23 protein-coding genes and 2 tRNA genes are annotated in these 20154 nt (G+C 58.9%); all 25 read right to left on the bottom strand.

What is annotated here, in order from left to right; genetic code table 11:
* Position 1: 1 nt before the first annotated feature.
* Positions 2-880 carry a heptaprenyl diphosphate synthase component 1 gene (locus tag ACFFT4_RS19870; RefSeq protein ID WP_378050560.1) on the bottom strand — a complete coding sequence of 293 codons (879 nt, stop codon included), beginning with the start codon at positions 878-880 and terminating at the stop codon, positions 2-4.
* Positions 881-980: 100 nt separating this feature from the next.
* Entirely contained in the window at positions 981-1526 is a 546-nt protein-coding gene (locus tag ACFFT4_RS19875) for a hypothetical protein (protein ID WP_378050561.1), read from the bottom strand.
* 100 nt (positions 1527-1626) lie between these two features.
* Positions 1627-1845 carry a trp RNA-binding attenuation protein MtrB gene (gene mtrB, locus ACFFT4_RS19880; RefSeq protein ID WP_378050562.1) on the bottom strand — a complete coding sequence of 73 codons (219 nt, stop codon included), beginning with the start codon at positions 1843-1845 and terminating at the stop codon, positions 1627-1629.
* A 108-nt stretch (positions 1846-1953) separates the two neighbouring features.
* The gene (locus ACFFT4_RS19885) at positions 1954-3912 is read right to left on the bottom strand and encodes an AraC family transcriptional regulator (RefSeq protein WP_378050563.1); all 1959 of its coding nucleotides are present in this window, start codon (positions 3910-3912) and stop codon (positions 1954-1956) included.
* Positions 3913-4429: 517 nt separating this feature from the next.
* A tRNA-Pro gene (locus ACFFT4_RS19890) sits at positions 4430-4506 on the bottom strand.
* A gap of 27 nt (positions 4507-4533) precedes the next feature.
* Complete coding sequence (locus ACFFT4_RS19895; RefSeq protein WP_378050564.1) at positions 4534-4680, bottom strand: hypothetical protein; 147 nt, start codon at positions 4678-4680, stop codon at positions 4534-4536.
* Between the two features lie 116 nt (positions 4681-4796).
* A tRNA-Pro gene (locus tag ACFFT4_RS19900) sits at positions 4797-4873 on the bottom strand.
* A 210-nt stretch (positions 4874-5083) separates the two neighbouring features.
* Positions 5084-5416, bottom strand: a complete 333-nt coding sequence (gene hbs / locus ACFFT4_RS19905; protein WP_417291708.1) for a non-specific DNA-binding protein Hbs — start codon at positions 5414-5416, stop codon at positions 5084-5086.
* Positions 5417-5469: 53 nt separating this feature from the next.
* Complete coding sequence (locus ACFFT4_RS19910) at positions 5470-6459, bottom strand: ABC transporter permease (RefSeq protein WP_378050565.1); 990 nt, start codon at positions 6457-6459, stop codon at positions 5470-5472.
* Positions 6456-7979 (bottom strand): sugar ABC transporter ATP-binding protein, encoded by a 1524-nt coding sequence (locus tag ACFFT4_RS19915; protein WP_378050566.1) that lies wholly within the window; start codon positions 7977-7979, stop codon positions 6456-6458. The genes ACFFT4_RS19910 and ACFFT4_RS19915 overlap by 4 nt, the downstream gene beginning before the upstream one ends.
* A 107-nt stretch (positions 7980-8086) precedes the next feature.
* On the bottom strand, positions 8087-9235 hold the full coding sequence (locus tag ACFFT4_RS19920; RefSeq protein WP_378050567.1) for a sugar ABC transporter substrate-binding protein: 1149 nt from the start codon (positions 9233-9235) through the stop codon (positions 8087-8089).
* Between the two features lie 150 nt (positions 9236-9385).
* Positions 9386-10864 carry a stage IV sporulation protein A gene (gene spoIVA / locus ACFFT4_RS19925; protein WP_378050568.1) on the bottom strand — a complete coding sequence of 493 codons (1479 nt, stop codon included), beginning with the start codon at positions 10862-10864 and terminating at the stop codon, positions 9386-9388.
* Positions 10865-11101: 237 nt separating this feature from the next.
* Positions 11102-11836, bottom strand: a complete 735-nt coding sequence (locus tag ACFFT4_RS19930; RefSeq protein ID WP_378050569.1) for a YphF family lipoprotein — start codon at positions 11834-11836, stop codon at positions 11102-11104.
* 23 nt (positions 11837-11859) lie between these two features.
* Positions 11860-12216, bottom strand: coding sequence for a 2Fe-2S iron-sulfur cluster-binding protein (locus ACFFT4_RS19935; protein WP_378050570.1), 357 nt, complete (start codon positions 12214-12216; stop codon positions 11860-11862).
* Entirely contained in the window at positions 12213-12818 is a 606-nt protein-coding gene (locus tag ACFFT4_RS19940) for a nucleotidyltransferase family protein (RefSeq protein WP_378050571.1), read from the bottom strand. Before ACFFT4_RS19940 ends, ACFFT4_RS19935 begins: the two co-directional genes overlap by 4 nt.
* A gap of 22 nt (positions 12819-12840) precedes the next feature.
* Positions 12841-13134, bottom strand: a complete 294-nt coding sequence (locus ACFFT4_RS19945; protein WP_378050696.1) for a 2Fe-2S iron-sulfur cluster-binding protein — start codon at positions 13132-13134, stop codon at positions 12841-12843.
* Between the two features lie 24 nt (positions 13135-13158).
* Positions 13159-13377, bottom strand: coding sequence for a DUF2768 family protein (locus tag ACFFT4_RS19950; protein ID WP_378050572.1), 219 nt, complete (start codon positions 13375-13377; stop codon positions 13159-13161).
* 169 nt (positions 13378-13546) lie between these two features.
* Positions 13547-13819: a stage VI sporulation protein F gene (locus ACFFT4_RS19955; RefSeq protein ID WP_378050573.1), complete on the bottom strand. Its 273-nt coding sequence runs from the start codon at positions 13817-13819 to the stop codon at positions 13547-13549.
* Between the two features lie 82 nt (positions 13820-13901).
* Entirely contained in the window at positions 13902-14951 is a 1050-nt protein-coding gene (locus ACFFT4_RS19960) for an NAD(P)H-dependent glycerol-3-phosphate dehydrogenase (RefSeq protein WP_378050574.1), read from the bottom strand.
* Positions 14941-15558: a glycerol-3-phosphate 1-O-acyltransferase PlsY gene (gene plsY / locus ACFFT4_RS19965; RefSeq protein ID WP_378050575.1), complete on the bottom strand. Its 618-nt coding sequence runs from the start codon at positions 15556-15558 to the stop codon at positions 14941-14943. The genes ACFFT4_RS19960 and plsY overlap by 11 nt, the downstream gene beginning before the upstream one ends.
* Positions 15559-15569: 11 nt before the next feature.
* Complete coding sequence (der, locus tag ACFFT4_RS19970) at positions 15570-16892, bottom strand: ribosome biogenesis GTPase Der (protein WP_378050576.1); 1323 nt, start codon at positions 16890-16892, stop codon at positions 15570-15572.
* 125 nt (positions 16893-17017) lie between these two features.
* Positions 17018-17197, bottom strand: coding sequence for a capping complex subunit for YIEGIA (locus ACFFT4_RS19975; RefSeq protein WP_378050577.1), 180 nt, complete (start codon positions 17195-17197; stop codon positions 17018-17020).
* Positions 17190-18107 carry a YIEGIA family protein gene (locus ACFFT4_RS19980; RefSeq protein ID WP_378050697.1) on the bottom strand — a complete coding sequence of 306 codons (918 nt, stop codon included), beginning with the start codon at positions 18105-18107 and terminating at the stop codon, positions 17190-17192. The genes ACFFT4_RS19975 and ACFFT4_RS19980 overlap by 8 nt, the downstream gene beginning before the upstream one ends.
* Positions 18107-18736, bottom strand: a complete 630-nt coding sequence (locus ACFFT4_RS19985) for a hypothetical protein (protein WP_378050578.1) — start codon at positions 18734-18736, stop codon at positions 18107-18109. The genes ACFFT4_RS19980 and ACFFT4_RS19985 overlap by 1 nt, the downstream gene beginning before the upstream one ends.
* 126 nt (positions 18737-18862) lie before the next feature.
* Positions 18863-20086 (bottom strand): 30S ribosomal protein S1, encoded by a 1224-nt coding sequence (gene rpsA, locus ACFFT4_RS19990; protein WP_378050579.1) that lies wholly within the window; start codon positions 20084-20086, stop codon positions 18863-18865.
* Positions 20087-20154 lie beyond the last annotated feature (68 nt).

Genomic DNA, 20154 nt, shown 5'->3' on the forward strand with positions numbered 1-20154 from the left:
TCTATCCCAGCTCCTTCAATGCGGTTGCCCGCTGCTGCCCCGTCGCGTTCAGGAAAGGCTCGAGCAGCGGCTGCAGCTCCTTCATCAGCTTGTCCGACTGGAGCCTTTGGATCAGCGTCTGCAGTTGGGAGGTCGATTGTCTGAGCAGCGCGCCCAGCTTGTCGACGACCTCGTACTTGAGCAGCAGCGACTTGAGCAGACCCGTATCCTCCTTGCCGTCGGCAAGGAGCCGGCGATCCTCCTCGGAGCCTTCCTGCAAAATATGCCATACGCCCCAGCTGTCCGCCAGCGACGACGTGCGCTCGACTCTGCCGATCTCCTGCAGCAGCAGCTCGCAGCGGCTGAAGCGGTTCACGATGTCCGGCCACAGCTTGGCATGCAGTCCGTTCATGATGCTCGTGAACGACAGGAACAGCCCGGATCTCAGCTCGGCGCCGATATGAAGGTACTCTTCCGCGTTCAGTTTCATTTGGTTGAGCTTGCTGTAGAAGCTCATCTTCAGCCGGTTGATGTCGCAGACCGCTTCGCTCAGGCGGCGAATCGTCTCGATCTGCCCGGCTTGGGACAGCAGGTGATAGAAACGGCTGCTGAAGTAGTCGCCGGCCAGCACGCGAAGCTGCTGGGTGCGCATGCCTTGCGTCCCCACCTCCGCCGCGCCCGACGCGTTCTCGACCATGTCGTGGGTATCCAGACCCATCTGTACGAGGGTCGTGACGACCGACAGCAAATCCTTGTGCGAAGCCGTCAGCGGTTGATGGCTCAACAAGGTGTATAACAACGAAATCCGGCCCTTCGGAAACTCGGGCAATTCCGTATGCAGGGTGATCATATCATGGTTCATATACTTGCTCGCCAATTGGTCAATTCGTGTTCTGCTCATCGCTTCCGCCTCCGAACTAGCTGCCAGGCCGCCGTTAACGACGTTTATCCCAACTATTATAACATATCCTCGACGAGCTCGCATAAGCCAAGGACTTTGTTCATGAATTTGCAAAATTTTCGAGCCGCCGCCGGCCTTCGGACGTAATCGTCCAACGTACGTTCGGCCATCGTTCGGGCGGCGCGGTCGCCAAGTCCTCCGTCCAGAGACTCAGTTTCTCCAGGTTGTCGTCCGTCCAATCGGTCTTTCGGGTTTCCGCGGCGAGCAGCAGCGTCTTCCGCTCTCCCCGCGTTTCGAATACCCGGATCAGCACCTGCTTGACGTTGCGGACGTCCGCATAAGCATAGCCGATCAGCAGAGCGAGGTCGCGCTGCAGGACGTCAGGCTTGTCGTTGCGAAGATCGACCGCCAGGATGCCGTGATTCCAGACCACCTTAAGCGGCCGGTTGGCAAGCGGAATCGCCGCCATCGCGTCCACGAGCCGGTCGTCCGTCAGCCAGCCGGCCGATTCGGGCTCGAAGACGGATACGATCGACAGGCGGTCGTTCAGCTGGCGTTCGGCGGAAGGCAGCCGACCGAGCAGCAGAACGACCGCGAATGCCGCCAAACCGAGGGCGGCCAAGGAAGCATAGCGGCGGATGGGCATGGAGATTTCCCCTTTTCGTCGGCGTTCGGAAAGCAAGTTCCTCCCTACCCATTGTACATATAAAAAGGGCAGGCTATGCCTCCGCCCCGCCCCCCTTTATTCAGACGTCCGTCTCCACGGTTCCGTGCTTCGTCAGAATGACCGCTTTGCCTCTGATTTTCATCGCGGACGTATGATCGGTGAATTGAACGATCAGCACCTCGCCTTTGTCGAGCTTTTCCGTATGATGAAACTTCGTGTCCTGTCCTCTCGTCAATCCGATGACCTGCACTCCGCTGTCCTTGGCTTTAATCACAATGTATTCCTGTTCCGTATCCATCTATTCGCAGCCTCCTTATCGTTATCATCATGAAGGAAAAGGCGGAGCAATGTCAAACAAAAACTGCCTTCCGCCCGAAGAAGCCGGGCGAAGGCAGCCGCTGCGCCGTCAAGGCAGCAAACTATCGACAACAAACTCCAGTTGAGCCTCCAAAGATAGAGGATCGCTGTACACAAATCCTCTTCCGTCGTTTCTAAACACGCGGTTGTTTTTAACGGCGGGAAGATTGTCCCAGATCGGTCCCTCAAAGACGGCTTCCGGATCGGCATTTCCCGTCCATCCGCTGATAAAGATGTAATCCCCCGCATATTCGGGCAGCATCTCCAAGGACAGGCGGGCCCAGCCTTGACCGCTGTCTATGGCCTCCTTCTGAATGATCGGCGGCGCCTTCAATTGAAACTCCCTGTACAGAATATCTCCCGCCCGCCCCAAATTGCCGTAAGCATAAACCTCTTTCGCGCTGGATGCGTCAAAAACGGATACGGTTTTATCGGCCAACGCAGCGGTAATTTCCGGCTTATATTCGTCGATCTTCCGGTCCCATGCAGCGATCCAGGCCTCCGCCTGCGCCTCCCTGCCCGTCATTTTCCCGAACTCGCGCATCTGTTCCCGCACTGGCGTTCCGTAATCGATCGCGACAGTCGGGGCAATTTTCGACAAATTCGCAATATATTCCGGTTCGTTCCATACGATGATCAGGTCCGGCTCCAGCTCCAAAATTTTCTCCAGCGAAGCGTCCTCTCCGATGTTTTCAACCTCACCCAGCTGTCCGTTGATATAGTTGTTGTCGAACGCTTCTCCTCCGGCGCCCACGGGCTGAATGCCAAGCGCCAGCAAATGGCCGACGTAAGCGCCCGCCACCGCCACGATGCGCTGCGGGTTTTTCGGAATTTGCACCTCTCCGTTCACCGCGGCGTAGGTTACAGTCTCAGTTCCGTTTACTACGCTGCCGTTCTGCGTCTGGGCACTGCCGTTCTCGGCTGCCGTCGGTCCGGAAATCGAATTCGCCGGCGTTTGCGAACCTCCGTTTGTCGATGCCGTCTGGCACGCGCCAAGCAACAGGGCAACGCATAGCAGCATAACTGCCGCCAAAGATGGTTTAGCACTGCGATACATAGATAATTCCCCTTCTCTGCTACGCTTGTATTGATAATGATTATCAGTACGAGTGTAACGGAGAGCCGCGGCGGGAACAATGGACGATCGGGACAATGGAATTGGACGATCCGTCCGGCTCTGTCCGCTCTCTCTGTACCGCCCCGGAGAAATCCCGACATGCTTCTTGAAAATGCGGTTAAAATACATGCGGTCCTTGTAACCGACCTGTTCGGCGATTTCCTGGATCGCCGCCTCGGTGCCGACGAGCATGGCCTGAGCCTGGTCCATCCTCAATCGGATCGTATAATCGATCAGACTGTACCCTGTCCGTTGCTTGAACAGTCGGGACAAATTTCTCGCGCTGTAATTAAACAGTTGGGCCAAATCATCAAGCGTAAGCGGGTCGGTGTATCGCTCGTCGATATAACGCCGCACCTGGCTTACGATGTCCGGCTTTACCGCCGAAATATTTTGCGCTTGCAGTTGTCGGAGCAGTTCATATATGAACTGATACAAGATTCCTCTCGCCTGAAGCTTCTCCAGCGCGGCGGACTGCCGCCAATAAAGCTCCATTTGTTTGACCCGATCGTACAGGACAAGCGGATGCCCCGGAACAAAGCCGTACTGTATGGAAAAAGGATTTTCGCGTTCCAGCAGCGACTGGATTTCCCGGCGATGCGGATCAGGAAGCGTCGCCTTGTACAGAATCAAATCGTATTCCAGCAGCTCCCCCAGCGGCTCTATGTCCAGACACATTCCCTTGCCGCCGTGCAGTATGTGAAACCGCTCGGTCAGGTATTCCGTTCCGTCCAGCCCTATCCTGGCGCCGCCCCGCGTCGTATACAGAAACCCGCTTGCAGGCAAACGGTAGGCTCGCAGCGTTTCTCCGAATCTCATCGTCTTGCGCCGAATATCCAATATCCTGACGTTGGCCCGATGCCACAATTCGATATGATCGTCCCAGTTCATCCGGTTCACCTCAACTTCCAAAAACGTGTCGCTGCGGCGCAACGATTAGGCTTATTATAATTGATAATGATTCTCGTCTCAATTCAATCAAACAGGCCAACCAGAAATCTCTGGCTGACCTGAAATTTCGCTGCCCAGGCTGCGCCGCGTCCCGTCCAAATGATTCATTCATAGTTAATGAACTTGCCATTTTCAAATGCATAAATGAGTTTTTTCGTTGATGCCAACTTGAAATATATTGTAATATTTCTAGTCGATAATTCACCTGTCGCGGTTCTTACACACCGCATATGCAGCCCGATCCGCTAATCCCGGTTACATTCGGAACCAAGAAATTTCGAGTCCTCGACCTCAACTGAAATCGCACGAATGACCCCCAAGAAATGTACCATACCCCCTAAATGTTGGCAATCGCCAAATCAATTGCGCATCAAAAAAGAGCGGCTCGTCGCCGCTCTTGCCATCATAGCTCTTATTATCTTTTAGCATGCAGCTCGTTGTTCTCACGGATCGCCAATGGTCGGAACGGAGAGATTCGAACTCTCGACCTCACCCACCCCAAGGGTGCGCGCTACCAGGCTGCGCCACGTCCCGTCCTTATGTACGATTACCTGCTTGGAATTACAGTTTGGCTTGAAGCCGGGTTGTTCGGACAGACAGAAGATCAACCAGCTTGGCAAGCCTTACATCGATTCCGTCGATTTTAGCGATCAGCAGCTCTTGACCGGTCTTCAGGGCTTTCAAGATTTCTATAGCCTCTTCGTTCACGGATTCGCCTCCTTCATTCGCTTGCAGCATGAGCGTCCTAATAAAAAAAGACAACTCCTTCCGACAGGGATGAAGAATCGTCTCTACGACAAGATGTAACCGACTAGCAGAAAACCTGGTCGGAACGGAGAGATTCGAACTCTCGACCTCACCCACCCCAAGGGTGCGCGCTACCAGGCTGCGCCACGTCCCGTCCTTGTAACCGCGTCGCGCCGCTGGAATTCCGGCAAGGCGACACAAATGAGATTATAGCATACGATCTTCCGTACGCGCAATAGTCTTGGACGAGCGAAAACGAAGACTATCTCCCGCCGCTTCCCGAAGGAAAACGCGGCAAGAGATAGTCTGTGCGTGCTTATGACCGCAAAATGCCTTATTGAAAGGTCGGTGAGTAGAGAAGCTCCTACTTGATTCCTTCTTTAAGGGCTTTGCCCGGCTTGAATGCGGGGATCTTCCCGGCCGGAATTTCGATTTCGACTCCGGTTTGCGGGTTACGGCCCTTGCGGGCGGAACGTTCGCGAACTTCGAAGTTGCCAAATCCGACGAGTTGAACCTTGTCTCCGCTTTGCAGCGCCTCGGAAATGACGTCGAATACGGCGTCTACCGCTTGCGTCGCGTCTTTCTTGGACAGATCGGCCAACTCGGCCACCTTGGCAATCAATTCGGTTTTATTCATAGCATTCACCTCCCCAAAATATACGTGGCATGTTATCTTTTTATCCGTTTCATCAGAAATTATACACTCCGCAATCGCGAAGTTTCAAGCGCGACGCGTATTTCGGCCGTTTGTCAGCCCGTTTTACGGCGATTCAGGTGGATGAAAGTGACGGCAAGGGCCAGAACGAGCACCGCTCCCTTGATCATATCGTTCGTGTAATACTGCACGTTCATCATCGTCAAGCCGTTGACGAGAACGCCCATCAGCACCGCGCCGAAGAACGTTCCGACGACGTTCGGGCGGCCCGCCGCGAACACCGAATAACCTACGAAGACGGCAGCCACCGACTCCATCAGCATCGGGGCGCCGGCATCGATCTGTCCCGATCCGATCCGCGAAGCGAACAGGATGCCCCCAATCGCCGCGAAGACGCCGGAAGCGACGTAGGCGAAGGTTCTAATGCGTTTGACCTTCAAGCCGGACAGACGAGCCGCTTCCTCGTTGCCTCCGGTGATGATCATCTGGCGGCCCCAGCGCGTGTACTTGAAAAAAACGTGGGCGCCGACGACGGCGAGCAGCATCAGAATGACCGGAAACGGAACGCCGAGCAGCTTGCCCTGACCGATCCAGAGGAACGACTTGTCCATGACGCCGGGCGCGGTCGAGCCGTCCGGCATCGGCATGTTGCCGTAGATCGAATAGCCTTTCGTATACGTCTTATGGATGCCGTTGACGATATACATGACCGCCAGCGTCGCGAGCAAATCCGGGATGCGGATTTTCACGATAAGCAAAGCGTTCAGCAGGCCGACCAGCGCGCCCACGACGAGCGGAACGACAAGCACGACGACCAGCGGCATCTCGTACCAGACCATCATCGTGGCCGTCACTACGGTCGATAACGATACGGTAGCGCCCACGGACAGATCGAAGCCGTCCACGGCGAGGGAGATCGTCACGCCGATGGCGACGAACGTCACGATCGAGATCGAGCGCAAAATGTCGGTGATGTTGTTGTACGTGAAAAAATACTCGTTCGTTAACGAGAAGAAGAGAATGACCAGTCCAATAAAAATAAGCGCGCCGTATTTGAACGTAAACGGCAGCAGACGATTTTTCACGCGAATTCCTCCCGTCCCGCACTCGCATAATACAAGAGCTCTTCTTGCGTTGCCTCGCCGCGGTTGAATGATTTTACGATCGCCCCGTCGCACATGACGAGTATCCGGTCCGCCAGGCCAAGCGCTTCGGCAAATTCGCACGTCAAATACAAAATTCCTTTGCCCTCCTGCGCAAGCCTGCCGATGATCCGGAAGATGTCGCTTTTGGCTCCCACGTCCACGCCCTTGGTCGGTTCGTCGAACAGGTAGACGTCGGCCTCGGTGCCGATCCATTTGCCGATCGCGACCTTCTGTTGATTGCCGCCGCTCAAGTATGCCGTAATCTGCGTAACCGCCGGCGTCTTGATGCCCAGATCGGTGATCTGCTTGTCGGCGTAGCCGCGCTCGCCCTTTCCGGATAAAAAGCCAAATCTGCTGACCGTCTTGAGCAAAGGCGCGCTCAAGTTGTGCAGGACGGACTCCCGGACAAGAATGCCCTCCTTGCGCCTCTCCTCGGGTACGAGCGCGATTCCGGACTTTACCGCTCCGGCGGGGGAGCTCAGATCGGCCGGCTTGCCGGCTACGGAGACCGTCCCTTTATCCGCTTGGTCGGCGCCGAACAGCACGCGGGACAGCTCGGTCTTCCCAGCGCCGACGAGCCCGACTACGGCCACGATCTCGCCGCGCCGAACGTCCAGATCGACTCCGCGCACCCGGCGCCCCGATTCGAGGCCCCGCACCTCCAGCACGGGCTCTCCGCGCGTCGTCTCCAGCTTCGGATATTCCTCCTCGAAGCTTCTGCCCAGCATCGCTCTGACGACGCCGGAGACGTCGATATCCGTCTTGTTCTCGGTCAGCACGCGCTCGCCGTCTCTCATGACGGTAATCCGATCGCAAATCCGGAACACCTCCGGCAATCTGTGCGAGATAAAAATGACGCCGATGCCCGCGGCTTTAAGCTCTTCCATAATCCCGAACAGCTTGTCCGCTTCTTCGAGACTGAGCGGAGCGGTCGGCTCGTCCAGAATGACGAATTTGGCTTTCTCCGCGTACAGCCTCGCGATCAGCACCAACTGCTTCTCCGACAATGTCAAATCGCGAACGAGCGTCCGCGGGGACAGCGTCAGCCCGATCCGCTTAAGCAGCCTTCCCGCTTCCTCGTAAATTTCGCCCCAGCGCAGCCAGAGCTTTTGGCCCGATGCGGCCAAGCGATCGAGGAAGATGTTCTCCGCCACGCTGAGATGGCCCACCAGAGAAGTGTCCACCTCTTGATATACGCAGTGGATGCCGGCCCTCTTCGAATCGGCCGGACTCCGGAAGACGCAAACGTTTCCTGCGACCTCGATCGCGCCCTCGTCGGATTCGTAGGCTCCCGACAATATTTTCATCAAAGTGCTTTTTCCCGCGCCGTTGGCGCCCAGCAAAGCGTGAATTTCTCCGCCGCGAACGTTGAAATCCACGTTGTTCAACGCCCGAATGCCAGCGAACGACTTGGAAATGTTTCTCATATGCAGCACGGAAGCTTGGTCGAGCGCCGTCATTGGAACCCTGCCCCTTTCCCCGAAGAGATGTGAATGTCGCATGAACAGCAGGAAACGGCGCGGAGAGGAACCCGCGCCGTGCCTTGCGTAGCCTTCGTCTGCCTGAATTACTGCGCGCCCGTCGATTGCTCCAGCGCCGTCAAGTAGTCCGTATTGCCAAGGTCGCTGCTTCCCCAGCCGTCGACGTACTGGGAGAGCTCGTCGGTCGCGATGACTTTATCCGCGGGAAGCGAATCGCGGTGCACGAATACCGGCTCCAGCTGAACGACGGCGTCGGTCTCGTCGCCGTGGAACTTCTGGTACAGATACCGGACCTGCACCGTTCCGATGGAAGTCGGGTCGACCGCCGCGGAAGCCACCCATGGGCTTGCCGGATCTTGAATCATCTTCAAATCCTCATCGCTCAGATCGATGCCGTACACTTTGATCTCGTCGCGTCCGGCCTGCTTGATCGCGTTGGAAGCGCCTTTGGCGAATTCGTCCCAGGCCGCCCATACCGCGGTGATGTCACCCTTGTTCGGATACTGCTTCAGCACGGCTTCCATTCTGTTCTGGGTGTCGAGCTGCGGATTGGTGGCGTCGCCGAAAGCGGCGATTTCTTTAATGTCCGTATATTTCTCCGTAAAGGCTTTATAGGCGATTTGACGGCTTTCCATCGGAGGGAAGCCGGCTACCCATACTTTAACGATATTGCCTTTGCCGCCGGCCTCTTCGGCCAGCTTCTCCAGCGTGTACTCGGCCAACAGTTGGTCGTTCTGCGCCAGATTCGTAATGCCTTCGAAATCGTTCAGACCCGAGTCGAACGCCACGATCGGAATGCCGGCTTCCTTCGCCTTGTTCAGCCCGTTCGTCAGAGCCCCGACGTCGCCATGGTCGACCAGGATGCCGTCGAACTTCTGATTAACGGCGGAGTCGAGGTTCGCCGCCATCTTCGCAAGATCGTTCTCGGAAGCCAGAACGGTTACTTCGCCGCCATATTTCGCCGCCTGCTTCTTGACTCCGTCCACGTACTGAGCGGAGAACGTGCCGGTGTTGAAGCGCATGACGAGTGCGATTCTCTTGCCCTTGAGCGCTTCGATGTCTGCGCTCGGCGACGGCTCGGCCGAGGCCGATTCGGGAGCGGTCTCTGATGGAGATTGCGATGCCGGCGAGGAGCTCCCCGCGTTGCTTTCTTCTTTTTGGCCGCAGGCGGCGAGCACCAATACGATCGTCAGTGCAAGCGCGATCCAGCCCGGTTTGAATTTCCCTAGTTTCATCTCTCTTGTGCCTCCCATTTTATGTCTCTCTATGAATGATAGAATTACTATAAACGGTTAATCCCAGTATGTCAATCGGTTTTATTATTGGGAGCACAATAAAAAAGAAGCTGCCCTTGGGAGGCAGCCCCGTTTCTTCGCTTGCACCGTTTATAGGATGATGGCGATCAGACCGCCCGAGCCTTCGTTGATGATGCGGCCAAGCGTTTCTTGCAGCTTGTAGCGGGCGTTGTCGGGCATCATCGCGATCTTGCCCTGGATGCCTTCGCGGACGATGGAATGCAGCGAGCGGCCGAAAATGTCGGACTCCCAGATTTTGATCGGATCGTTCTCGAAGTCCTGCATCAGGTAGCGCACAAGCTCCTCGCTCTGCTTCTCCGTGCCGATAATCGGCGCGAATTCGGATTCGACGTCGACGCGGATCATGTGAATCGAAGGAGCGGTCGCTTTCAGCCGGACGCCGAAGCGCGAGCCTTGGCGGATGAGCTCCGGCTCGTCGAGCGCCATCTCCGCGAGGGAGGGAGCCGCGATGCCGTAGCCGGTCGTCTTGACCATCTCGAGCGCCTCCGAAAACCGGTCGTATTCCCGCTTCGCGTGGGAGAACTCCTGCATCAGCTGCAGCAGATGATCCTTGCCGCGGATTTCCGTGCCGACGACTTCCATCAGAATTCTGTCGTACAGCTCGTCTGGAGCGTACAGGTCGATCTCGGCGACGCCTTGGCCCATATTCATGCCGCTGAGGCCGGCCCGGGCGACGAAGTCGTACTCCATGAACTGGGAGACGACGCGCTCCACGTCCCGCAAACGGCGAATGTCCTTGACCGTCTCGCGCACGGAGTTTTCGTACGCGCTGCGCAGCCAATGACCTTCATTGAGCACCATCACCCAGCTTGGCAGATTCACGTTGACTTCATGTACCGGGAATTCGTACAGCACCTCGCGAAGCACTCCCATGACGTCCTCTTCGCCCATTGTGGCGGCGCTGACCGCCATGACCGGAATATCGTATTTATCGGCCAGCTCGCCGCGAAGCGCCTGCGCTTCCTCGCTCCTCGGCCGCGCGGAGTTGACGATCAATACGAAAGGCTTGCCGACCTCCTTCAGCTCGCTCACGACGCGTTCCTCCGCGTCCACGTAAGCGCTGCGCGGAATTTCCGCGATCGTGCCGTCCGTCGTCACGACGACGCCCAGCGTCGAGTGCTCCTGGATCACCTTGCGGGTGCCGATCTCGGCCGCTTCCTGGAACGGAATCGGATCCTCGAACCACGGAGTCGTAATCATGCGCGGCCCGCCTTCGTCTTCGAAGCCTTTCGCTCCGTCGACCGTGTAACCGACGCAATCGACCAGCCTGACGTTCACTTCCAGCCCCTCGGCCACTCTAAGCTGCACCGCGTTATTCGGCACGAACTTCGGCTCGGTCGTCATGATCGTGCGCCCCGCCGCGCTCTGCGGCAGCTCGTCGATCGCTCTGACCCGATCCGCCTCCAAGGCGATATTAGGTAGAACAACGGTTTCCATAAACCGTTTGATAAAGGTCGATTTGCCCGTGCGGACGGCACCCACGACCCCGAGGTAGATATCGCCGCCGGTGCGTTCGGCGATATCCTTGAAAATGTCCACTTTTTCCACTGAGATTCCCTCCCATCGTAATCGCGAAACTTTCGTGACCCGCCGTCAGGGCGGAACTCGTACACGAACTTGGACTGGTAACATTGTATGTGCGATTGCCACGAATATGACGCCGCCCGCACAAAATGTTTGCCGGCAAGCAAGCCGCGCCCGCCGCTCTTTCGTTTGTTTCCCCCATGAGCATATGAAAAAAGAGAGACACGTATGTCATCTCTCTTTGTCTTTTATGAAATAAAACTAATCTTGCGGCGCGACCGCTTGCGGCTCTCCGCCGACCCGGCGATACTCCGGAGAGCGCACCGGCACGAAATAGGAAGCATCGATCAGCACCCGCCGAAGATCCTCGTCCGCTCCCGGCTCGGCTTCCGTTTTCGCGATGGCCGTCGCAATATCGATCCCGTAGTCCGCATAGACCGCTCCTTGCTCGTCCACCAGCCAGTTCAGCGTCTGATTCGAGAACATGCTGCGGATTTCCGGATCGCGCATGCCCAGCTTGCCGAAGTCGACCGCGCGAAAACCCGGATACATTTCGTCGCCGGCCGCGAGCCGGTTGCCCCGGGACGAACGATACTGGTCCATCTTCTTCTGCACGCCGTCCACCGCCTGGAAGACGGCCACATCGAGCAGTCTGACGAGAGGTTTCGTCTCCTCGTCGACGATCAGAAACTGATACTTGCCGCCGTTCTCGAAAGCCGCGGAAGGAATATGGCCGATATAGCCCATTCTCTTAAGCTTGCCGAGATCGATTTTGTATTTCTCATAGAGCGGAACCGTCTCGTCCGCGTTCTCGATCGGAAGCACGCCGGTCTGCTCCCGATAACGATCGACGGCGTCCTGCACCGTCAGGACCGCTTCCCTGGCCGTCGCATCGTTGCGCGGCGTCTGGTCCTCCGGGTACAGACAGCCCGTCAGGAGCGCAAGCAGCAGCGCCGCAAGCGTCAATCCGACCGTATGCCGATTACGAATCTTCATTTCTCTATCCCCCTGCATTTCCGCTAACTCCACCAATCGTCCTCCTGCTGCTCCGCCAGCTTCTTGCGAATCGCCGCCTTAAGCGGATCCTCGGGCACGGCGACGACGACGTCGCCCTGCGCGCGCGCCTGGCAGCTCAGCCGTACGCCCTGGGACAGCAGCGAGCCCAGCTTCCGGATTTCGGCCTGCGTCGGCGGGCTCAGGAACGCCGCCTGCTCATCCGGCACGTTCACCTTGCACATCAAGCAGCCCGCGACGCCTCCGCAGCGGGTGCGTATCGAGACGCCGGCCCGGCGCGAAGCCTCCAGCAGCGTCGAGCCGGGCCGAACGGACGCGCTGCGGCCGTCCGGCTCGAATCGCACCTCCAGCCGCCGAGTCAAGATCGTTCCTCCCGCGTCCCCGGGGCTGCGGCTTCCGCGAGCCGCAGCGCCCATTCGCCGATCTCCGGAGCCAGCCGGTTGCGATCCAGCAGCAGCCGCAGCTTCGGCACGTGCTTCTCCGGCGAAGCGGCGATCAGCTTGCCGGCGATCTCCGCGCGGTCCAGCCGCTCCCGCAGCAGGTTAAAGATCAGCTCGTGCCCGAGAGGAACGACCGGCAGCCCGGTTCCCTCCAGCCCAATCAAGTCGCATCCGGGATGAAGGACCTCTCTTACTTCCGTCTTATACACCGACTCGCGCGCCGACACCCGGAAACCGCCGACCAACTCGACCATCGCTCCCGCTATCCGGTAATGGGACAGCGTGGAGCGGTATCTCTCCGTAACGCTGCTCTCCGGAACGTCCAGCGCGTACGGGCGCAGCAGCCGGTGAACGTCTCCGACATCCTCTTCGTCCACATAGACGTCGAGATCCCGGGGCGGCCTGCCCAGCTCCGCCCCGCGCAGCGCCAGCCCGGTGCTGCCCCCGATCACGTAGACGACCTCTTCGCTCCCCAGCAGGGCCGCAAGCTCTGCCAGAGCCTCTGCCGGAACCTCGCTCCCCATTTCGGCCACTTCCATTCTAGTCTTAAAAATACGTCTTGTTGACAGCCTTAATTACGCCGTCCCGTTCGACAAGCGCCTGGCAGCCCAGCCGATAGCCGGCATCGAGCTCATCCGGACCGAGCCGGTCCCATTCCGCGTCGCTCGACTCCGAGAGCAAGTCGGCCCCCTCCTGCACGATGCAGCGGCACCTGGCGCAGGTCCCCCGGGAGCAGTTGAACTGCCAGTCTACTTCCGCCTCTTGCGCATGCCGAAGCAGGCTTTTGCCGATTTGCACGTCGACGGATTTCGTGAGGGTTCGTCCCGTTAAAGTAATGATGTCAGCCGCCCCCCCCCATTCGAGCTATACGATAGAAATAAGACCGCAGATCATGCCGTAGATCAGCACCACGACGGCAACGAGCGTCAAGACGAGGCGTACCCAGCCTTTCGTTTTGCTGCGCGCGTATGTAATTATAAGAGCCGCGATGACCATCAGCCCGATCCCGACGAAGGACATCCACATTTTGCCCATCGGGTCCAGCTTGGCCGCCGCATACGTCTGAAGCATTGCCAGCACCATTCGTCTCCCTCTCTCATCCAACCTGCTCAAATGCTTACTATTATACCATTCGACACGAGTCCTGACAAAAAAAACGCCGGCAAGACGCAGAAAGCCGCGTCTTCGGCGTCCCGTCATCAAGAAAACCCGCGCGCCGCCGGCATTCGCCATGCGGCGACACGCGGGCCGCCTACTTCTTGATCATCATTTTGACGAGCGACTCCAGGCTGTTCAGATTCATTCCGCTTTTTTTCACGGCGCCGATAATTTCCTTGATCGTATCTTCCGATACCGGAACGTTCGCCATGGAGGACACCTGTTTGATCAGCTGCCTGAGTTGGGCGTCGCTCTGCATCGTGCCTGACGTTACTCCGCTGGCGATCTTTTTGATCGATTTCTCGGAAATGTTTTTGCCCGTTTTTTTATTGACTGCGCCCAGCAGATCCTTCGGAAATTTGTCCATGCTTCCCCTCCTCCGGGTGTTTGCATTGCATCCTATGAGGAGAGAAACAGGATGGTGTGGGCGATTTTGTTTCGCGGCGGAGTCAGCCCGGCGTCCGGCCTCTGCGGGCTTCCCCGGCGACCTCTTCGATCTCGTGCGTCTTGACCCGGCCCATCAGCGCCTCCACCGCTTGCCCCGGCGGGCGTTCCTCGAACAGTACGGCGTAGAGCTGATCGGTAATCGGCATCTCGACGCCGTGACGGCGGGCGAGGACGTAAGCCGATTTCGTCGTTCTGACTCCCTCGACGACCATTCCCATCCGCGTCAGCACCTCGTCCAGCGGCAGCCCCTGGGCGAGCATGGAGCCGGCTCGCCAGTTGCGGCTGTGCCGGCTTGTGCAGGTGACGATCAAGTCCCCGACGCCGGCCAGCCCGGCGAACGTGAGCGCATGGGCGCCCATCGCCTCGCCCAGCCTGGCGATCTCCGCCAAGCCGCGCGTGATCAGCGCGGCCTTCGCGTTGTCCCCGTAGCCGAGGCCGTCGGACAGCCCCGCCCCCAGCGCAATGATATTTTTGATCGCGCCGGCCGTCTCGACCCCGACGATGTCCGGATTCGTGTAAACTCGGAAATATGAGTCGTTCATGAACAGGTCCTGCGCCGCTTCCGCGCAGGCGATCTCCTTCGCCGCGACAACAACCGTCGTCGGATTCCGCCGAATGACCTCCTCGGCGTGACTGGGTCCCGACAGCACGACAATCTGCTGCTCGGGGCGGCCGAGCTCCTCCGACAGCACGGTGGACATCCGTTTCAGGCTGTCGGTTTCGAAGCCTTTGGTCGCGTGGACAACCAGCGCGTCCCGCGGAATAAAGGCGGCCGCTTGCCGGGCGACGTCGCGCATCGCCGAGGACGGGGACACGAACAGCACCGCCGCGGCGTCCCGAACGGCCGCGGACAGGTCCGTCGTCGCCGCGATGCCGTCCGGAATTTCCGCGCCGGGAAGAAACTTCTCGTTGCGGCGCAGCCGATTGATCTCGTCGGCCTGCGCCGGATTGCGCGTCCAGAGCTGGACGCGATGGCCGTTGTCCGCGAGCACGCGCGCGAGCGCCGTGCCCCAACTGCCCGCCACGAGGACGGCAACCTTCTTAAGCGCCATGAGGCTCACCCTTTTTGCCGCCGCCGAGTTTGTTTTCCGTGCCGTTGATCAGCTTGACGATGTTTTTGCGGTGGCGGTAGATCGCCAGCACGGCCACGACGAGCGCGCCCCACAGAAACGCGGGGTCTTTGTCGAACAGAAAGACGAGAAGCGGAAGCAGCGCGGCAAAAATCATCGAGCCGAGAGAAACGTAACGGGTCAGCGCGATGACGAGAATGGCCACGATGCCGGCGACAAGCGTCGGCAGGAACGCCCATACGACCAGGGCGCCGATCGTCGTCGCGATGCCCTTGCCGCCCTTAAAGCGAAAATAAATCGGCCAATTGTGCCCGGCAATCGCGGCCAGGCCGCAGGCGACCTCCACGGCCGCGTTCCCTTCGCCGAGCCACATGCCGAGCAGCACGCCGGCCGAGCCCTTGGCGATGTCGAGCAGGAAGACGCCGATCGCCGGCCCCTTGCCCAGCACCCGCAGCGTATTCGTCGCTCCCGCGTTGCCGCTGCCGTGGTCCCGGATATCGATCTTCTTGAGCCACCGGGCGGCAAGAATGCTGAATGAAATCGAGCCGAGCAAATAACTGACGATAATCGCGATAATCGTGTTTAACACGTACGTCTCCCCTATTCCTGATCGGACTTCTTACGAGTGAACAGCCTGAGCGGCGTGCCCTCGAATGCGAACGCCGCGCGGATCTTGTTCTCCAAATAGCGCTCATAAGAAAAATGCATCAATTCGGGGTCGTTGACGAAAATGAGCATCGTCGGAGGCTTGACGGCAATCTGCGTCGCGTAGTTGATCCGCAGCCGGCGCCCCTTGTCCGTCGGCGGAGGATTGATCGCGATCGCATCGGTGATGATGTCGTTCAGCACGTTCGTAGGCACGCGAAGGGCATGCTGCTCGGCCACGTGATTGATAACCGGGAACAGCTTCGTCAGCCTCATCTTCGTGAGCGCGGACAGAAAGACGACCGGAGCGTACGTCATGAACAGAAACTGCTCGCGGATCGAGTTCGTAAAATGCTGCATCGTCTTGTCGTTCTTCTCGACGACATCCCACTTGTTCACGACGAAAACGGCGGCTTTGCCGTTCTCGTGCGCGTATCCGGCAATATGCTTGTCTTGCTCGATAATGCCTTCTTCTCCGTTGATGACGACCAGCGCGACATCCGCCCGCTCGATGGCCTGCATCGCCCGCATGACGCTGTATTTCTCCGTCGACTCGTACACTTTGCCGCGCTTGCGCATGCCGGCCGTATCGATCAGCACGTATTTCTGGCCGTCCTTCTCGAACGGCGTATCGATGGCGTCGCGTGTCGTGCCCGCGACGTCGCTCACGATGACGCGCTCTTCTCCGAGAATCGCGTTGACGAGCGACGACTTGCCGACGTTCGGACGGCCGATCAGCGCAACCTTGATGACGTCGTCGTTGTATTCCTGTTCTTCCTTGACTGGCAGCTTGCTTACGGCCGCATCCAGCAAATCTCCGAAGCCGGTCCCGTGGGCCCCGGACAGCGGCAGCGGCTCCCCGAAGCCGAGCGAGTAAAACTCGTAAATATCGTCCATGCGCTGCAAATTGTCGACCTTGTTCACGCCGAGCACAATCGGCTTGCGCGACCGGAACAGGATCTGCGCGACTTCCTCGTCTGCGTTCGTGACGCCGGCTTTGGCGTCGACCATAAATACGATCACGTCGGCCTCTTCGATCGCGAGCTCCGCCTGCATCCGCACGGAACGCAGCAAGCTGTCCTCTCCCTCGATCTCGATGCCTCCGGTATCGATCAGGTTAAAGGACCGCCCGTTCCATTCTCCCGTTCCGTACAGGCGGTCTCTCGTAACGCCCGGCTTGTCTTCGACGATAGCCAATCTGTCGCCGATAATCCGGTTAAAAATCGTAGATTTGCCGACATTGGGTCGCCCTACGATCGCAATGATCGGTCTTGCCATGTTGTTCTCCACTCCTCAATAGATCCGGGCCGCCCCGCTGCGGGGAAGGCCGAAATCTGAAACAATCGCAACCTACATCATACCAAAAATCGCCCGGCTTGGCTAACGAATATTGCCATTTTCGCCTATTCCCTCTCGACGATAATGAACAGGTCCTCATGGAGGGTGTGCGCCGCGCAATCGAGAATTTTCTCCAGCAGATGGGCGACCTGCTGCAGCGCTTCCCTGTCCTTCGCGTAAAAGATCGGGGCCCCTCCTCCGACCTGTTCGGGCTTCGTCGTCACGATGCCTACGATTTTACCCATGCGGCTTCGCCTCCGTGCTCTTGCGGTTCGCTTTGGTCGGCTTGCGCACGGCCGCCTCCAGCAGCGGGACGCCGCTGACCGCCTCGTAAACCTTGTCCTCGTCCTTCTCCCGCGGCAGCACGAGAAGTCCGAGCTGCCCCGTCCGCAGACCGAGCTTGGCGATCGGCAGCAGGCCCGGGTCGCCGTCGTCCCGATATACGCCGAGACGGGTCGACACGTCGTGGAGGATCGCCTGCCGCTGCCCGAGATTGGCGATCGTCACCTTGGCGTCGTCGCTCTTGGGCGTCAGGACAAACCCGATGCCCTGCTCGCGGATGATTTCCCGGTTCTCGTCCAGCCCGACGTTCATCATGTAGATGTCCCCGACGTACAGGTCCGGACCTTCCAGCTTGACCGGAGCTCTCTCGACGCGGGCTATGCGGGAAATTTTCTTGCCCTTCATGAACAGGTGGGACACGATCAAGGCCGCGATTCCCGCGGCGAGGCCGGCCCCCCAGTGAATCCATTGCGCGAACAGACTCGTCAGCAGCGCGGCGGCGATCGCCAGGTAGTTGCGGCCTTCGAACACGACGGCGATTCCTTCGATGTACGCCGCCCCCCGCGGGACGAGCTCCAGGGCGTCGATCGCCGTCAGCGTGCTGCGCTCCATGCTGCGGACCTCCCTGAACTGCTGGGCCGCCAGCGACAGGAAGGTGATCGCCGTATAATCCTTATTGAATAAAGCCGGCACGGCGACGGCCCCGAGAGCGCCGGCGATCAGCCCGAGCGCCAGGTGGATGATCTTGCCGTGCGGATACGCCGGATACTGACGGTAATCGCTTCTCAGCATCGAAACTCTGGCCAGCATGCCGAACGTCGTCCCCATGGCGACGGCGGTCAGCTCCTTGTGGGAATGCAGCCAATCCAGCATCATGAACGTTGTCCTCCTCTTCCTCCGCCCGACCTGATCGCCCATTTTCTCGTCAGCTCCCCCGCCGCCTTCACACATGCCGTCCACAGCCTGGAGCCGAGTACGGCGATCCACCACGCTTGCAGGCTTTCGATCGGCAGCAGATCCGGCGGCGCATCCGCCTGCCCGCGCAGCAGCATGCCGGCGGCTTCCTTCAGAACGAGGCAGACCGTAATCGCCAGAACCTGCTCGGACGCGGAGCGAAGCAGCAGGGCGGCCAGCAAGCCGATGATCGCCGCGATCGCCCAGGCCGAAGCTTCCGTGGCGAACCCGGAAGAAAGCAAGGCCAATCTGCCGGCCAGGAAGGCGATGGAGCCGATCAGCAGCCCGCCGGAGACGGAGGTCCACTTGCGGGCCGCCGGCATGCGCCAGCCGAGCAGAGCGACGAACAGCAGCGTCCACGCCCAGGCTCCGTTCACCGCCGCGGATTCGGCGAGCGGCACTTGGCCGAGCCAGGCCAGAGGCCATACCGCCAGGAAAAGGCCTGTCGCCCAATTGGGCGAATCCCGCGTCGCCTCTTCCCTCCAGCCGCTCCACCACAAGATCGCGGCGATCAGCCACATAAACGCGGCTCCGTATAACGGAGACATCTCCCCACCTCCATTCGGTAGTATGCGCCGGATGGCCCGGAAAATGCCGCAGCCGTCATAAACTGCAAAACGCAAAGAGGAGCCCTCCCGCAAGCGGGAGGACTCCGTCGATGATCGAAGCTAAAATTACTTGAATTTGCTCAGCTTGTCGCCGAAGCGCTCTCCGAGGTTAAAGCTCATGCTTTCCGCCGGAGGCAGGTTCGTCTCTTCGCGCGGGGCGCGAGGAGCGCGGGCTTCGCGTTCCGGACGGGCCGGAGCTTCTTCCGTTTCCTTGATGGACAGGGAAACGCGCTTCTCGGACGGATTGAAGTCGAGCACCTTCGCCTGGACTTCCTGGCCTTCCTTCAGCACTTCGTAAGGCGTCGCGATATGGCGATGCGCGATTTGCGAAATGTGAACGAGTCCTTCTACGCCCGGTGCGATTTCAACGAACGCGCCGAAGCTGACGAGACGCTTGACGACGCCGGTGACGATATCGCCGATGTTGAATTTCCCGACCGCCGATTCCCAAGGACCCGGTTGAGCGGCTTTGATGCTCAAGGAAATTTTGCCGATCGAAGGATCGACCTTCAGCACTTTGACTTTAACGTCCTGTCCTTCGGAGACGACGTCCGCAGGATGGGCGACATGCTGCCAAGCCATCTCGGAGACGTGCACGAGGCCGTCGATGCCGCCGATGTCGACGAACGCGCCGAACGGAGTCAGGCGCTGCACTTTGCCTTCCAGCACTTGACCCGGCTCGAGGCCGCTCATGATCTGCTGCTTCTTCTCTTCGTACTCGGCTTCCAGCACGTCTTTGGCGGACAGAATGACCTTGTTGTTCTCGCGGTCGATTTCTTTGACCTTAACCTTGATCGTGCGGCCCTTGTAGGAGCTGAAATCCTCGACGAAGTGACGCTCCACCATGGATGCCGGAATAAATCCGCGCACGCCTACGTCGGCGACGAGACCGCCCTTGACGACGTCGGTTACGACGACTTCGAAAGCTTCTCCGCCGTCGAACTTCGCTTGCAGCTCATCCCAGGCGCGCGGAGCGTCCGCTTGGCGCTTGGACAGCACGAGCGATTCCTTGGCGTCGTTGATGCTGACGATTTTCGCTTCGACCTCTTGGCCGATCTGCACCGCTTCGGCCGCGTTATCGAGGCTTACGGAAGAAAGCTCGCGCAACGGAATAACGCCGTCGTATTTATATCCAAGGCTAACGTACGCTTGGTTGTCGTCGATTTTGACCACCGTACCTTTCACGGTGTCCCCTTTCTTCAAGGTTACGACATTCTCCAGTGCGTCCTGGCTGACGTTGTCCGCCGCCTGATCTGCCGCAGTTTCCTGGACGTTGATTTCTTCAGACATGAAAATTACCTCCTCGGATCTACCCCAACTTTATTTAAACCCGCGCAGCCCGGACTTGTTCGGACTCG

It is taken from the genome of Cohnella cellulosilytica (genome assembly GCF_042431195.1).
In the GTDB taxonomy this organism is placed as follows: Bacteria; Bacillota; Bacilli; order Paenibacillales; family Paenibacillaceae; genus Cohnella; species Cohnella cellulosilytica.